This is a genomic window from Campylobacter sp. GTC17093 (assembly GCF_055397635.1).
Window position 1 is genome coordinate 565145 of sequence record NZ_AP038832.1, and the last position, 15395, is coordinate 580539.

General features: G+C 32.4%; 14 protein-coding genes and 4 tRNA genes. 15 read left to right on the top strand and 3 right to left on the bottom strand.

Going from position 1 to position 15395, the window contains the following annotated elements; all coding sequences use genetic code 11:
- Nucleotide 1 precedes the first annotated feature (1 nt).
- The 9 genes from ACZ5VL_RS02820 to ACZ5VL_RS02860 all read left to right on the top strand — a co-directional run bounded on the left by ACZ5VL_RS02820 (nt 2) and on the right by ACZ5VL_RS02860 (nt 9191).
- Nucleotides 2-508: an LPP20 family lipoprotein gene (locus ACZ5VL_RS02820; RefSeq protein ID WP_464199712.1), complete on the top strand. Its 507-nt coding sequence runs from the start codon at nt 2-4 to the stop codon at nt 506-508.
- Nucleotides 484-882, top strand: coding sequence for a hypothetical protein (locus tag ACZ5VL_RS02825; RefSeq protein ID WP_464199713.1), 399 nt, complete (start codon nt 484-486; stop codon nt 880-882). Before ACZ5VL_RS02820 ends, ACZ5VL_RS02825 begins: the two co-directional genes overlap by 25 nt.
- Complete coding sequence (locus ACZ5VL_RS02830; RefSeq protein WP_464199715.1) at nt 883-2037, top strand: sigma-54-dependent transcriptional regulator; 1155 nt, start codon at nt 883-885, stop codon at nt 2035-2037.
- Nucleotides 2038-2076: 39 nt separating this feature from the next.
- The gene (locus ACZ5VL_RS02835; RefSeq protein ID WP_464199717.1) at nt 2077-3102 is read left to right on the top strand and encodes an aspartate-semialdehyde dehydrogenase; all 1026 of its coding nucleotides are present in this window, start codon (nt 2077-2079) and stop codon (nt 3100-3102) included.
- A 141-nt stretch (nt 3103-3243) separates the two neighbouring features.
- The gene (gene purB / locus ACZ5VL_RS02840) at nt 3244-4572 is read left to right on the top strand and encodes an adenylosuccinate lyase (protein WP_464199719.1); all 1329 of its coding nucleotides are present in this window, start codon (nt 3244-3246) and stop codon (nt 4570-4572) included.
- A 14-nt stretch (nt 4573-4586) separates the two neighbouring features.
- Nucleotides 4587-6962: a ribonucleoside-diphosphate reductase subunit alpha gene (locus ACZ5VL_RS02845; RefSeq protein WP_464199721.1), complete on the top strand. Its 2376-nt coding sequence runs from the start codon at nt 4587-4589 to the stop codon at nt 6960-6962.
- A gap of 382 nt (nt 6963-7344) precedes the next feature.
- Nucleotides 7345-7743, top strand: a complete 399-nt coding sequence (locus tag ACZ5VL_RS02850; protein WP_464199723.1) for a DoxX family protein — start codon at nt 7345-7347, stop codon at nt 7741-7743.
- Between the two features lie 12 nt (nt 7744-7755).
- The gene (gene surE / locus ACZ5VL_RS02855) at nt 7756-8526 is read left to right on the top strand and encodes a 5'/3'-nucleotidase SurE (RefSeq protein ID WP_464199725.1); all 771 of its coding nucleotides are present in this window, start codon (nt 7756-7758) and stop codon (nt 8524-8526) included.
- Nucleotides 8514-9191 carry a tRNA threonylcarbamoyladenosine dehydratase gene (locus ACZ5VL_RS02860; protein ID WP_464199727.1) on the top strand — a complete coding sequence of 226 codons (678 nt, stop codon included), beginning with the start codon at nt 8514-8516 and terminating at the stop codon, nt 9189-9191. Before surE ends, ACZ5VL_RS02860 begins: the two co-directional genes overlap by 13 nt.
- A gap of 113 nt (nt 9192-9304) precedes the next feature.
- On the opposite strand, the gene ACZ5VL_RS02865 is transcribed toward ACZ5VL_RS02860, so the two are convergent.
- Nucleotides 9305-10042 carry an MlaA family lipoprotein gene (locus ACZ5VL_RS02865; protein ID WP_464199729.1) on the bottom strand — a complete coding sequence of 246 codons (738 nt, stop codon included), beginning with the start codon at nt 10040-10042 and terminating at the stop codon, nt 9305-9307.
- A gap of 60 nt (nt 10043-10102) precedes the next feature.
- Nucleotides 10103-10513, bottom strand: coding sequence for a tetratricopeptide repeat protein (locus ACZ5VL_RS02870; protein WP_464199731.1), 411 nt, complete (start codon nt 10511-10513; stop codon nt 10103-10105).
- Nucleotides 10514-10678: 165 nt separating this feature from the next.
- On the opposite strand from ACZ5VL_RS02870, the gene ACZ5VL_RS02875 reads away from it, so the two are divergent.
- The 5 genes from ACZ5VL_RS02875 (at nt 10679) to ACZ5VL_RS02895 (ending at nt 11241) form a co-directional block, all read left to right on the top strand.
- Nucleotides 10679-10753 (top strand) — tRNA-Gly (locus ACZ5VL_RS02875).
- Between the two features lie 25 nt (nt 10754-10778).
- A tRNA-Leu gene (locus tag ACZ5VL_RS02880) sits at nt 10779-10866 on the top strand.
- A gap of 18 nt (nt 10867-10884) precedes the next feature.
- Nucleotides 10885-10958, top strand: a tRNA-Cys gene (locus ACZ5VL_RS02885).
- Between the two features lie 25 nt (nt 10959-10983).
- Nucleotides 10984-11139 (top strand): hypothetical protein, encoded by a 156-nt coding sequence (locus tag ACZ5VL_RS02890; protein WP_464199732.1) that lies wholly within the window; start codon nt 10984-10986, stop codon nt 11137-11139.
- Between the two features lie 14 nt (nt 11140-11153).
- Nucleotides 11154-11241 (top strand) — tRNA-Ser (locus ACZ5VL_RS02895).
- Between the two features lie 112 nt (nt 11242-11353).
- Here ACZ5VL_RS02895 and ACZ5VL_RS02900 read toward each other — a convergent pair.
- Complete coding sequence (locus ACZ5VL_RS02900; protein ID WP_464199733.1) at nt 11354-14662, bottom strand: S8 family serine peptidase; 3309 nt, start codon at nt 14660-14662, stop codon at nt 11354-11356.
- A 184-nt stretch (nt 14663-14846) separates the two neighbouring features.
- Here ACZ5VL_RS02900 and ACZ5VL_RS02905 point away from each other — a divergent pair, with 184 nt between their 5' ends.
- A complete protein-coding gene (locus ACZ5VL_RS02905; RefSeq protein ID WP_464199735.1) occupies nt 14847-15236 on the top strand; it encodes a hypothetical protein in 390 nt (129 codons plus the stop codon).
- Nucleotides 15237-15395: the final 159 nt, after the last annotated feature.

The following is a 15395-nucleotide window of genomic DNA, read 5'->3' on the forward strand; positions in this document are numbered from 1 at the left end:
AATGAAAAATGTGTATACCATTGCTATGATTTTTATAGCTTTACTAGGTTTTAGCGGTTGTAGCTTTAATGGCTTTGGCTCTTCTTCAAATACGCCAGCCCAAGAAGTTGTTATACAAAAAGTCGATAAAGACGATATTAGAGAAGTTATGAAAAAAGAAAAGATGATATACAGTGCGCCTGAGCCAGCAAATGCTACTTTTAGTGCAGTTGGTGAAGGTATAGCTCCTTTAAATACTGTTTCTCCAGCACAAGCTTTAGCTTTAGCAAAGAGAGCTGCCATGGCAGATGCGTATAGAAACCTAGCTGCAAAACTTTATGGAGTTAAAATCAACTCAAGAGACACAGTTAAAGACGCTATGCTTAAAAACTCATCTATTACATCACAAGTTGATGGTCTAGTAAAAAATGCAGCCGTTACAAATGAGTACTTTCAAAATGGTCTTTACAAAGTCGAGTTAGAACTTGAGATGAGCCAAGAGAAGTGGCAAGAAGTCTTTTCTTACTAATACTTCTTTGTAAATTTGCTTTTGGAGGAGATGAGTTTGTTTTTTGGGCTCAAGTAAACTCTCAAAATCATATCATAAAAAGTGAAATCATAGCTATATCAAAGGCTATGATTTCAACTAAAAGCTCATCAAATTTTGTTTGTAAAATACAAGATTCCATAAAAAATGGTGAAACTTCTTATCAATTTCTAAATAGACATAAAGACGAACTTTTCACATGCTTTTGTGCTTCAAAAATACACATAAAAGATAAATCCAAACTAGAAGATGAAAATTTTTACTCAAATCTCATCTTAACACTTTCACCAATAAGATTTGAGGTTGAATTTAAGCCTGATTTTGCTATCATAAATAAATTTGATAAAGGATTTTAGATGAATATTGTTATAGTTGAGGATGATATAAATATGCGAAAATCCCTAGAAATTGCCCTTAGCGAGTATGAAGAGTTTAACATAACCAGCTTTAAAAGTGCAGTTGATGCACTAAAAAAAATAAGCGATGATACAGATGTTATAATAACTGACATAAATATGCCTAAAATGGATGGCATTGAATTTATAAAAGAACTTGATGGAAAATTTGATGTTATTATAATTACTGGAAATGCAACTTTAAATAGAGCAATAGAAAGTGTAAGACTTGGAGTGAAAGATTTTTTAACTAAACCGTTTGACATAACAACTCTTTATGAAGCTATAATTCGTTCTCAAAAATTTAAAACTAAAATCATATCAAAACCCAAAATAGACATAAAAAATAATGATAAAGATTTTGTTGGAAGCTCATCAGCGCTAAACCAAACACTACATCTTGCAAAAAAGGCAGCTCCAACTGATGTAAATATTATGCTAAGTGGTGAAAGTGGTGTTGGAAAAGAAGTTTTTGCTAAATTTATACACAAAAACTCAAAAAGAGCAAAAAAACCATTTATCGCTATAAATATGGCAGCAATCCCAGAAAATTTACTTGAAAGTGAACTTTATGGATATGAAAAAGGTGCTTTTACAGATGCAACTACTCAAAAAATTGGCTTTTTTGAACTAGCAAATGGCGGAACTTTGTTTTTAGACGAGATCGGTGAAATGCCAATAAAGCTTCAACCAAAACTCTTAAGGGCATTGCAAGAAAGAGAGATAACTAGACTTGGTGCAACAAAAAGCACAAAAATAGATGTTAGGATCATAAGTGCTACAAATGCAAATTTAAAACAAAAAGTTGAAGATGGGGAATTTAGAGAAGATTTATTTTACAGATTAAATACGGTTCCCATAATAATACCCCCACTTAGAGAACGCAAAGATGAGATACAAAGCATAGCAAATTCTGTTTTAGATAAAGTTTGCAAAGAATATAATCTAGGCAAAAAATATTTTAACGACGAAGCAAAAGATGAGCTTATGAGTTATGATTTTCCTGGAAATATAAGAGAGCTTATATCCATAGTAGAAAGAGCTGCTATTTTAAGCGATAACGAAGCTATAAGTAAAGAAGATTTGTTTTTGTATAGCAGAAAAAATTCTTTTTAATTTTGATATAATAATAAAATTTTATTTTAAAGGTTTACTATGAGAAAATACAACATTGCCATAGTTGGTGCAACAGGCGCAGTTGGTGAAGAAATATTGAATGTTTTAGGCGAAGTAAATTTTCCTATCAATAATGTATTACCTCTTGCTAGCAGCAAAAGTACTGGAAGTGAGGTAGAATGCCTTGGTAAAACCTATAAAGTAATTGAGTTAACAGAGACGATCTTTGATGAGCATGAAATAGATATAGCATTTTTTAGTGCGGGTGGCTCAGTTTCTGAGAAATTTGTACCATTTGCAGTAAGAAGTGGGGCTTTAGTAATAGACAATACAAGTCATTTTAGGATGCGAAGTGATGTGCCTTTAGTTGTTCCTGAATGTAACCCACAAGATATAAAAGAGTGGAAAAACACTGGAATCATTGCAAATCCAAATTGCTCAACCATACAAATGGTTCAAATCCTAAAACCGCTTGATGATGCATTTAATATACAAAGAGTCGATGTTAGCACATATCAAGCAACAAGTGGTGCTGGAAAAGAAGGAATGGAAGAGCTTGTTAAACAAATGCAACAGTTTTTTGCCTTTAACCTTGATGAGTGTGAGCCAAAAGTATTTCCATATCAAATCGCATTAAATTTGATACCACATATTGATATTTTCTTAGATAATGACTATACAAAAGAAGAGATGAAGATGGTAAATGAAACACAAAAAATCTTACACAAAAAAATAGAAGTAAGCGCAACTTGTGTTAGAGTACCGATTTTAAGGAGTCATAGCGAAGCTATAACTATACATTTTGCAAATGCAATTGACGCAAACAAAGCAAGAGACATTTTAAAAAATGCACCAAGCATCGTTGTAGTTGATGAGCCTAGCAAAAAACTTTATCCAATGCCACTTCTTTCAACAGATACAAACGATACATATGTAGGTAGAATTAGAAAAGATAACTTTAGAGATAATGTTTTACATCTATTTTGTGCAGCTGATCAAATACGTGTAGGAGCAGCAACTAATGCTGTAAGAATCGCACAAAAATGGATAGAGCTAGAAGACTAATCTACATATAAAATACAAAAAAGGTCAAATTTTAAATAACTAAAAGATAAAATTTGACCTACTACTAAATTAAAAATTTAATGACTTTATAATGACTTTACAGGTAAAATAAATTTTTATTTTTAAATTAAAGGCATTGATATGGTTGAGCGATATGCAAGAAAAGAGATGAGTGATAAATGGAATATGCAAGCAAAATATGATGCTTGGTTAGAGGTTGAAAAAGCAGCAGTAAAGGCTTGGAATAAACTTGGCCTGATAAATGATAGCGATTGCGAAAAGATTATAAAAAATGCTAAATTTGACATAAATAGAATCGATGAGATAGAAAAAACAACAAAACACGATGTTATCGCATTTTTAACAAGCGTTAGTGAAAGCTTGGGCGAAGAGAGTCGTTTTGTGCATTTTGCCATGACATCTAGCGATACCATAGATACAGCAGTTGCTTTGCAAATAAGAGATAGTTTAAACCTTATAATATCTGATGTTAAAAATTTAATGAATGCTATAAAAAAACGCGCAATAGAGCATAAAAGCACACTAATGGTAGGTAGAAGCCATGGAATACATGGCGAGCCTATAACTTTTGGCTTAGTTCTAGCGATATGGTATGATGAGATTGCTCGCTCGCTTGAACTTTTGGAGCACGCAAAAAAGGTTATAAGCGTTGGGAAGATAAGTGGAGCTATGGGAAATTTTGCTCATGCCCCACTTGATCTTGAAGAACTTGTTTGTGAGTTTTTAGACCTACAACCAGCCCCAGCTTCAAACCAAGTAATCCAAAGAGATCGATACGCACAAGTAATGAGCGCTTTAGCTATACTTGCATCATCATGTGAAAAAATAGCAGTTGCCATCCGTCATTACCAAAGAACTGAAGTTTATGAGTGTGAGGAGTACTTTAGCCCTGGACAAAAGGGAAGCTCAGCTATGCCACATAAAAGAAACCCGGTTTTAAGCGAAAACATAACCGGACTTTGTAGAATGATACGCTCTTATGCAATGCCAGCAATGGAAAATGTAGCTCTTTGGCATGAAAGAGATATAAGCCATAGCTCAGTTGAGAGATTTATACTTCCTGATGGGTTTATAACAACTGATTTTATGCTAAACCGCTTAACAAATTTGATAGACAAACTCGTGGTTTATCCAGAAAATATGATGAGAAATTTAAATTTAACAGGTGGTTTAGTGTTTTCTCAAAGAATTTTGCTCGAACTTCCAAAAAAAGGCTTAAGCAGAGAAGATGCTTATAAAATAGTTCAAAGAAATGCTATGAAGGTTTGGGCAGATCTTCAAGAAGGCAAAAAAGCAATCGATGGGCAAGGACATAGCCTTTATCTACAAAATTTACTAAATGATACAGAACTTTGCGAAAAACTTAGCGTTGATGAGATAAAGGCATGTTTTGATTATACATACTATACAAAAAATGTAGACAAAATTTTTACAAGAGTTTTTAAATAAGCCAAGGAAGCAATTTGAAAGTAATAAAAAGAAACGGTAGAACCGAAGAATTAGACATAAGTAAAATAAAAAAATATACAAAAGAAGCAGTTGAAGGACTAGACAATGTTAGCCTAAGCGAGCTTGAAGTAGATGCGAAAATCCAGTTTCGAGATATGATAACAACAGAGGAAATTCAACAAACCCTCATAAAAACAGCTGTTGAAAAGATAGACATTGACCGTCCAAATTGGACTTTTGTTGCAGCTAGACTTTTCTTATATGATTTGTATCATAAAGTTACAGGCTATAGCGGATATAATCATCTTAAAGAATATTTTGAAAAAGGCGAAAAATCTGGTCGAATTATGCTTGGACTTAAAGAAAAGTATGACCTAGATGATTTAAACTCATATCTTGATTATAGTAGAGATTTACAATTTAACTATCTTGGTATAAAAACGCTTTATGATAGATATCTAATCAAAGATAGTAACGCTAAACCTATCGAATTACCACAACATATGTTTATGGCAATTTCTATGTTTCTTGCGCAAAATGAGTTTGACTGCCAAAGTTGGGCAAAAAAATTTTACGACCTTATAAGTAAATTTGAGGTTATGCCAGCAACTCCAACTTTATCAAATGCAAGAACTACTCGTCATCAGCTCTCATCATGTTATATTGGTTCAACACCTGATAATATAGAAGGAATTTTTGATAGCTATAAAGAGATGGCTTTACTTTCTAAATTTGGCGGCGGAGTTGGCTGGGACTGGAACCAAGTAAGAGCAGTTGGCGGAGCAATAGATGGGCATAAAAACGCAGCTGGAGGTATTATACCATTTCTTAAGATAACAAATGACATAGCAGTTGCAGTTGATCAACTAGGCACTAGAAAGGGAGCAATCGCTGTTTACATAGAGCCATGGCATATGGATATAAGCGACTTTATAGATCTTAGAAAGAACTCTGGAGAAGAGCGAAGAAGAGCGCATGAACTATTTCCAGCACTTTGGATAAATGATCTTTTTATGAAAAGAGTGGAAAACAACGAGAGATGGACACTCTTTGATCCAGTTGATGTAAAAGATCTTTGCGATCTTTACGGAGAAGCATTTGAAAAAAGATATATTGAGTATGAAAATGACGAAAGTATTTCTAAAAACACTATGCAGGCAAAAGAACTTTGGAAAAAGATCTTAACAAACTACTTTGAAACAGGAATGCCATTTTTATGCTTTAAAGATAGTGCAAACAAGGTCAATCCAAATAATCATAAAGGTATCATAAGAAGTTCAAATTTATGTACTGAAATTTTCCAAAATACAGATCCAAGCTACTATAAAATAAAAGTAATTTATAAAGATAAAACAGTAGATGTTTTCGATGAAGATGAAGATATAGTAATTGATGGGGGATATAAGAAAAAAGCGAAAAAAATCACAGCTCTTGATAGCTTAAATGGCAAAGAAATTTACATTGTAGAAAAAGAACTTATAGAGGGTAAAACGGCGGTTTGCAATCTTGCAAGTGTAAATTTAAGCAAGGTAAACACTCAAGAAGATATCAATAGAGTTGTTCCAATAGCCATAAGAATGCTTGATAATGTAATTGATTTAAATTTCTATCCACATATCAAAGTTAAAAATACAAATTTAGCTTCCAGATCAATAGGACTTGGAGTTATGGGTGAAGCTCAAATGTTAGCCGAAAAAGGTATAGAATGGGGAAGCTACGAACACCTAGTAAAGATAGATGAAATCATGGAAAACATAAGTTACAACGCTATTTATGCATCTTCAAATTTAGCTTTAGAAAAAGGTAAATATCCCGATTTTGAAGGTTCAAAATGGTCTAAAGGCATTTTCCCAATCGACATAGCAAACCAAAAAGCAAAAGATTTAGTAAAAAGAAATGGACTTTTTGATGAAAAAACAAGAAATTGGAACAAACTAAAAGAAAAAGTTATGAGTGATGGCATAAGAAATGGTTATCTTATGGCAATAGCTCCAACTTCTAGTATTAGTATTTTAGTTGGAACAACTCAAACAATAGAGCCAGTTTATAAAAGAAAATGGTTCGAACACAATCTAAGTGGTATGATACCAGTTGTAGTGCCAAACTTAAGCCCTGATACTTGGCAATACTACACACCCGCTTATGATATAGATCAAAGACTTTTAGTAAAAGCTGGAGCAATCAGGCAAAAATGGATAGATCAAGGACAAAGCCTAAACATATTCATCTCTCTAGATAAAGCCTCTGGTGGTGTTTTAAACCAAATTTACACACTCGCTTGGGAGCTTGGACTTAAATCAACATACTACCTAAGAAGTCAAAGTCCAGAAAGCGAAATAGAGCAAAAAACTGCAGTTGATAGAAGTATAGAGTGTGAGGGTTGCCAATAAAAATCAATAGGTTATAGTTTTATAACACTATAACCTACAAATAATTTATTAGAAGTTCTTTATAAGTGCATCACAATATATAAAGAAACTTATAGTAATACAACAAGCCTAGACTTTGGATACACCAACAACTTCTAGATAGCAATTTAAGTAGTGGGTATAAATACAAACTGTAAAAATCTTTGAACCATGTAGAAGCTTTTAGTAAAATTAAATTTAGTTTCTAAAAATTTATTTCTCGGTAGACTAAATTTTATCATTAATTTAGCCTATATATCGATACTTTTACCCTAATTTTAATATTTAAGTTTATAATAAAAATATAAATTTTTCATCATTTTTTGCTATAATAATCTATAACCACAAAACACAAAGGATATAAATGAAGTTTTTGCACAACTATAATATAGGGCTTTTATTTTTAAGAATTTTTCTTGGAATATGTGTTTTAATGCATGGTATATTTAAACTAAGCAATGGAATCGATTCTGTAAAAGGTATGCTTATAAATAGTGGTTTACCGGGGATGATGTCTTATGGAGTATATTTGGGCGAAGTTTTAGCTCCACTTATGATAATCTTTGGCGTTTTTACAAGATTTGCTAGTCTTATGTTATTTGGCACATCTTGCATTATAATATATATAGCAAACTCGCACGCCCCATTTGCAATTACTCAATATGGTGGATTTGTTGGCGAGATAGTTTATCTTTATGTTGGCGGAGCATTGTGCTTGATATTTTGTGGTGGCGGTAAATTTTCTTTAACAAGAGATATATAATCAGGGCAAAATGTGAAAGAAATTCTCATAACAAATGATGATGGTTTTGAAGCGTTAGGATTAAAAGAACTAGCAAAAGCACTAAAAACTATCGCGAATGTTACCATAGTTGCACCAAGTAGTGAAAAATCAGCTTGTGCACACTCTATAACATGTACTAGACCTTTAAGATTTATAAAAATTGATGATGGATTTTTCAAACTAGATGATGCAACTCCAACTGATTGCGTTTATTTAGCACTTCATACACTTTATGAAAACAAACCAGATATTATAGTAAGTGGCATAAACCATGGATCGAATATAGCAGAAGATATAACATACTCTGGAACTTGCGCAGGAGCAATGGAAGGAGTTTTACAAGGAATTCCTTCACTTGCCGTTTCTCAGTCTTATAATAAAGATAGCATAGATAAATACGGCTTTGATTTGGCATGCAAAATAACTCTTGATATAGTAAAAAAAATTTTTGAAAAAGGCTATCCTCTACCACAAAAACAATTTTTAAATTTAAACATACCAGCTGTTAGTAAAAAAGATTATAAAGGTTTAAAAATAGTTCCAGCTGGAGAGAAAATTTACTCAACGGCCGCACAACTAAACAGAGATCCTAGAGGCATTGAAAGATACTGGATAGGAGCGGATTTTATGGATTTTGATATAGCAAAAAATGACAACACAGATCTTAGCATCATCATGGATGGATACGCATCACTTACTCCAATAAAGTTAAATTTAACCGCCTTTGAAGAGCTAAAAAGAGTTGATGAGTGGATAAAGTAGATAGATTTTCTCGTTCAAGAGCACTTTTTGGAGATAAATTTGACGAGTTTGCTAAAACTAAGATTTTGATTTGCGGATGCGGTGGTGTTGGTGGAGCATGCATAGAAGCGCTTTATAGGACAGGCTTTATAGATTTGACCATACTAGATAAAGATATCTTTGAAATTACAAACCAAAACAGACAATTTGGAAGCGAAAACCTAGGAGAAAGAAAAGTAGATGTCTTTGCAAATAAATTTAGTGGTATAAAAACTATATTTGAAACATTAACCCCAGAATTTTTACAAAACTTTGATATAAAAAAATTTGATGTCATAATAGATGCCATAGATGATATGAGCCCAAAAGTTGCCTTAGCAAAAAAAGTTTGGGATCTAAATCAAAATAGTAAAAAAAAGATAATCTTTATAAGTTCTATGGGTGGTGCAAAACGCATAAATCCAACTGAAATAAAAATTTCAAATATCTGGAAAACTACAAACGACGCCCTTGCAAGAAAATTTAGAAGTGAACTTAAAAAAGAAAATTTTGAAGGAAATTTTGATGTGGTTTTTTCTACGGAACTACCAAAATGTAAAGATTTGGGAAGCTTTATGGGCGTTACTTCTACATTTGGGTTTTATCTTGCTAGTTATGTAGTGCAAAAAATTTACGATAAAAAATGATATTTATTTTACATTTTTATAGTATTTAATATATTTTACTATCATTCTTTTACCCAACTAATAAAAAAACCTCCTTTTAAAAACAGACGCTTCTTTGAAGCATCTGTTTTCTTCTATTCGGCGATCATTTTTTTTCGTTTTATACTATATAAATCTCTTAAAAATTCATACAAGTTATCTTGATCTTTTGTAAGTATCTCGTAATCAGTATAACTTTGGGATAATTTATTTAGCTCTCTATATGCTTTTATATAAGCCGAAGTCCATTCATCATCACGATCAACATATGTTATAGGATCTGCAAAATAATCTCCTACTGAACCAACTAAATCTCTTAAATTTGATTGGCCAATAAGTGGTAAAACTATAGGGAATCCTTCTCCTATCCCCCAATATCCAAATGTTTGCCCAAGATCTTCTACATTCTTTTTTGGTAAATCAAAATGCATAGAAGCAGCATCGCTAAATCCAGCAAAACCTATAGTTGTGTTTATTAAAAATCTTTTTGTTTCATTAAGTGAGTTTTCAAATTTACCTTGCAACAAGTTATTTATAAGTCTAACTGGATACAAAAGATTATCAAAAAAGTTGCTAATAGCACCTTGTATAGGATCAGGCATAACATAATCATAGCCCTTTGCTATAGGTATCAAAACATAACTATATGCGTAATGATTAAAATATGTCATGGGTTTATTATACCAATAAAGTGGATCAAATTTATTCTCATCTACTTTATAGTTTGCTTTAAATTCAGCCAGTTGAGCTGTGTTTTGTGTTTCGTTCATATCTAGTTCACTTGCAAAAACCAGTATAGAACTCAAACTCAATATAAAAAATATTTTTTTCATTTCCAGTTCCTTTGCTTGTATAATGCAATTATACTATCATATACTTTTAAAAATTTATATTTATTTTTTAGGTGGTACAAGAGCTAAAATGTCGCATGCTCTTTTACTACCAAGTTTACAAGCTTTTTCAAGAGCCTTTCCAGACAAGTCAAAATCTTGCACAGTGCCAGTACCTTGAAGATATCTTACAGAAGCTTCGTAACAAGCCTCGGAGCTATTTTTTTCACATGAATCTTTATAAATTTCAAAAGATTTTACCACATCCCTCTTTACACCAAGACCCTTAAAAATCATATCTGCATAAAAATAACAATCCGCTTGATCACCATTTTTACAACCTTTTTCAAGATTATCAGCTATAATTTTGCAACTTTTAAAATCACTTTTTGTAACGCAATCATTTATATTTTTATCACTAGTTGCGAAAGCAAAATTTAGGCTTATTGCCAAAATAAAATAAAGTTTTTTCATAAACAACCTTTTAAGTTTTAAATTTTTGCAATTGTATTATGCAATAACTAGATATTAGCTTATGTTTTTAAATTAGTAAATAAAACAATATAATTTAAAATACTTTCAATATATCAAATAAATTTTTAAGGTTACTTTAGCTAGAATAACATTTTATTTATTTTCGCGGGAATAGCTCAGTGGTAGAGCGCGACCTTGCCATGGTCGATGTCGCGAGTTCGACTCTCGTTTCCCGCTCCAGTTTTATGATTATTTTTGTTGTAGTGCCCGGGTGGCGGAATTGGTAGACGCAAGGGACTTAAAATCCCTCGGAATTTTTTTCCGTGCCGGTTCAAGTCCGGCCTCGGGCACCATATTTATAAGTTATGCATGGCGACATGGCCAAGTGGTAAGGCAGAAGCCTGCAAAGCTTTTATCCTCGGTTCGAATCCGGGTGTCGCCTCCATACTTAAATATAAAAAGGGGATCAAATGCGTTTTTTAATATGTGCTATTTTGAGTTTAACTTTTTTTGTAGGTTGTTCTAATACTTGGCATGGTGCTAAAAAAGACACAAACAATGCCTATGAGTGGTCAAAAGACAAAGTAAATGATGGCGCTGGCTGGGTAGAAGAAAAAACAAGATAATCTAAACCTATACTCGGGAGATGGCTGAGTGGTCGAAAGCGGCGGTCTTGAAAACCGTTGAGGTGAAAGCCTCCAGGGGTTCGAATCCCTTTCTCCCGGCCACTATTTTTTTAAAATTCCAATATAAAATCTTAAAATCATTGCAACAGTTCAGATTTGCAAAATTTTTATTTAATAAATATCCTTTCTCGTTAGTGAGAAAGGACAAAAATTTCTAAAATGCTATATTTATTTTAGCATTAACGCCATTTGATGTAATATCACCGCTATATGCACCCATATATGATAAAGATAAACTTGTATTTTTTGTAATATAAAAGTCAAATCCAGCATTTACAGTTGTTAAATCTTTTATTTCATTGCCAGTTAATTTTGCTCTTCCTACGCCAAATATATCAATATCAGCATTTGGCTCTTTGTCTCCAAAGAATTTATTGTATGCCAAATCCAGTTTTGCCTTTGTGTCTATACCATCTAATTTAAACATCATACTTGGCTTTACGCCTATTGTAGCATAAGTAAGATCTCTATTTTCATTATCTATAGATATCAAATCACTTTTAGCGCTATCGGCACTTGCATGTATATAACCACCACCAACATATGGTTCTATAACAAAATTATCATATTTAATGCCTGTATATCCAGCTTCTATAAATACATTTGTTATTGCCTCATCAGCGTTTGTATAGTTATTTTGCAATGACTTAGAAAACACGTTTTGTTCTCTATCACTCTTAGTATAAAAAGCACCAGCGTTTACTTTAAACAAATCAAAGTTGCTTTCACCATAAACACCCACATGATAATCATCACTTTTAGCCTCTTTGATACCATTTGACTTATGATTTGTTTTACCCAAACCAACGAATGCGCCAACTTTTGAGTTATCTCCTATCAAAAAATCAAGTCCAACTAATTGACTATATCCATTTGAAGATAGTTTAGAACTACTGCTTGTTTTATCATTAATCCTATTTAAATACGATGATAGCCATAGATTAACACCAGTATCAACTTCTGCTATTATCGCATCTGGTCTATTCATAACATTATTTTTTAGCAAAAATGAATTTATAACTGAGTTATTTTTAGCCTTAAAAGCTTTATCTTGCGATAATTCTTCAAAATATCTATTTGCATCATTTCTCTTTAGCATCAACATTGAATTATGCAACTGACTATTTTTAGAATCATCTATTAAATTTGCAATGATATTTTCATTGTTTGTTCGAGCAATGTTGCTCATAGCTTGTCTTTTTATTCCAAGTTGTATATTTTGGTTATCAGCTAAAATTTTTGATACATCAAAAAATGCAAGATCATTTATAACACTAGCATTTTCTGGAGTTACGAAATTACCGCTTGCACTATATATTTTGCTTTGATTTATACCAAGGTTTTGGAAATCTACTAAATTTCTTTTTGATACACCAAGTAAAGAACCTTGATCAAAAGTTAAATTTATATTGCTAACCCCATCATTTACTATAAATTCTCCACCATTTTTGATGCGTGCAGTAACTGTTTTTGGCTCACTTGTCAATCTTTTATACGCTAAAGCATTTATTAAATTTGTTGATGGATCTTTTACTGGAGCCAAAACATCTATTTCTCTTAAGATTTCTAATCTGCCTTGATTTTCAACGCTAACATTAGTATTAGTTAAAGACTGATTTAAAGCAGAAATTTGACCACCATATATTATAGTATCGCCACTAAAACTGTTGTTTCCAGTTAAAGTAAGTGTTCCGCTTCCTCTTTTAACTAAAGAGCCAGCGTAACCATCTTGCGCTCTTAGATCTCTAGCTTTTTGTCTTGCTGTTTGAAATGTAATTTCAGCTTTTTCTTGCGCACTTAAACTTGCTTTTGCATCAAGTTCTGCTTTTCTAACTTGCCAAATAGCTGCTTCATTCGTATCTTCTTGTTGTCTAAATTTGATAGCTTTATCAGAAATGTCATTTTGCCAAATATCATCTTGATTCATTGTAACATCAAATTTGCCTAAAAACTGTCCAGGACCAAACATAGCTGCACCAAGATCTAATATACCCCAACCCCATACTTCACTAGGTACACCTAAACCTTGAGATCCCCATCTTGCTAAAGGCTGACCAAAAGAAGAATCTGGCCTTGAAGATGTTTGCCTAGCAGTTGTTAGCATGACATCTCTACCTTGAGATGTACTCATATATGGATATCTCCCAAATATTACACCCAAAGCCCCAGATACATGCGGAGCTGCCATTGAAGTTCCGTTATAATATGCATATCCAGCTTCCCCACTAGCTAAATCAACTATGGAAGAGTAAATATTTCTAGCAGGTGATGCGATCGTCCACCATTTCGAATGTCCGGCCTCATTAAATATCTGAACATCAGATGTGTTTACCAGGCTTCCTTTCACATTATACGGATATCCATCGCCTCCTGTTTGACCAGTTACATTAATCCAGTATTTTTCAGCATCTGGACGAAAATAAGGTAACATTGCACGAGTAAATGATTCTGCCATATAGCTTCTATTTCCAGCTGTAAAAACTTGAATAATTTGATGATTAACTGCTACTTCATATGCCGCATCTATAAAACTTTTTTCACCACTAGTTACAAATTGATAATAAGCTTTTTTAGCCTCATCCAAATTTTTAAGATACATGTGATCTTTTGGATTATTTGTTTCTGTGATTTTTGTTACATCTCGCATTACTATGTTATATTCTGGCACTGATAAATTACCGCTTGTAGTTTTGTATCCAATAGCTCCTTCAAAAGCAGAATTAACTTTTCTATTTGACCCCCAACTATTATTGATAACCTTTACACCACTATTTGCTAGATTAGTATACCCTTGCAAAAAATAGTTATAGTCTTGGTTTGGACCATAAGTCATTCCATCTGTTCCACCTGTATTTGCTGCGTATAAATTAGACCCAAATGCAACACCATGCATTTCACTGCCGTTTCTTGAAGCGGCCATACTTCCAGCAACATGTGTGCCGTGTGAATCATTTATAAATTGTCTCCAAGCACCATCTATATCAAATTTATCACCTTTTTTAAACTCGCCTTTATTTGTTTCGTCATAATCTAGTATATATATTTGATTTCCGTTACTATCTTTAGCAAGCGTACCATCTTCATTTATTTTAGGTTCTAAAATATTTTTTAAAGGTGAATTGCCATATATGGTATCAGGATATCTCATACCATTTTTACTATATTCCCCAATAGATTTCACAACATTAAATCTACCGTCTTGAAATTCTGGATGTGTTACTAGTATTCCTGAATCCATAACACCTATTTTCACGTTACTACCATTAAATCCAAGCGCGTAAGCTGTAGAAGCATTCATTGATTTAAGAGCCCAGTCTTTATTATATTCACTTGTCTCCCAACTACCTGTGTTACCGTAAATTCCAGTTTCATCGTAAGCAAAAATGCTAGATGATACACACATGCAAACTACAGCTGATAATATAAATTTACCACTTAGCTTGCCACTAGAATCATACTTCATACTTTCTCCTTCTTAAAAAAAATTTAAATTATTTTATTATAATAGAACTTAAAGTATTTTAAAAGAATATTACAAAAAAGTATTTGTATGAAAATATAAATATTGCTAAAAGTTAAGTAAAATTTAATAATACTTTAACCTTATAAAATATAAAATATATTATTTTAAATTAAAAGGAGAAGAAATGTTTAAGATATTTTGGGCCATGGTTGTACTTTGTGCGTATGCTTTTGCGGGTTGTGATAGTGATGTGATACAAAAAACACTAAAAAAATTACAAAAAGAACTTCCTATGAAAATTGATGCATATACAACTGCGTACAACATAACTTGCAAAAACAGTTATCTTATATATGATTTCAAAGTAACAGACACTGAAGATATCAAATTTAACGAACTAACTAAAGAGCAAAAAGATACAGTTTTAAATGCTATGGGCTCACAAATCAAAAATATGTGTCCAAACCTAAAAGGAGGCTTTGCTGGTCAAATATCAGGCATACAATACAACTATTTTCTTGAAAACAAAAAGCCTTTTGGCGAGGTTAAACTAGACGTTAGCGAATGTAAATAAACATAAAAAATAAATTAATAATATAGTGGGTTTTTAGCCCACTATATTTCGTATACTTTCTACAAAATATCAGTAGCTATTAAAAATTATAATATCTTGACACGTTATTTATATACAGCTAAACTTAAACATATAAAAACTCAAAAAGGCTTATCATCA

What these genes read in the sequence shown, in the direction of transcription:
- ACZ5VL_RS02905 (WP_464199735.1), top strand. Translation starts at nt 14,847, where the DNA reads ATGTTTAAGATATTTTGGGCCATGGTTGTACTTTGTGCGTATGCTTTT.
- ACZ5VL_RS02890 (WP_464199732.1), top strand. Translation starts at nt 10,984, where the DNA reads ATGCGTTTTTTAATATGTGCTATTTTGAGTTTAACTTTTTTTGTAGGT.
- purB (WP_464199719.1), top strand. Translation starts at nt 3,244, where the DNA reads ATGGTTGAGCGATATGCAAGAAAAGAGATGAGTGATAAATGGAATATG.
- ACZ5VL_RS02870 (WP_464199731.1), bottom strand. Translation starts at nt 10,513, where the DNA reads ATGAAAAAACTTTATTTTATTTTGGCAATAAGCCTAAATTTTGCTTTC.
- ACZ5VL_RS02830 (WP_464199715.1), top strand. Translation starts at nt 883, where the DNA reads ATGAATATTGTTATAGTTGAGGATGATATAAATATGCGAAAATCCCTA.
- ACZ5VL_RS02820 (WP_464199712.1), top strand. Translation starts at nt 2, where the DNA reads ATGAAAAATGTGTATACCATTGCTATGATTTTTATAGCTTTACTAGGT.
- ACZ5VL_RS02900 (WP_464199733.1), bottom strand. Translation starts at nt 14,662, where the DNA reads ATGAAGTATGATTCTAGTGGCAAGCTAAGTGGTAAATTTATATTATCA.
- ACZ5VL_RS02865 (WP_464199729.1), bottom strand. Translation starts at nt 10,042, where the DNA reads ATGAAAAAAATATTTTTTATATTGAGTTTGAGTTCTATACTGGTTTTT.
- ACZ5VL_RS02835 (WP_464199717.1), top strand. Translation starts at nt 2,077, where the DNA reads ATGAGAAAATACAACATTGCCATAGTTGGTGCAACAGGCGCAGTTGGT.
- ACZ5VL_RS02850 (WP_464199723.1), top strand. Translation starts at nt 7,345, where the DNA reads ATGAAGTTTTTGCACAACTATAATATAGGGCTTTTATTTTTAAGAATT.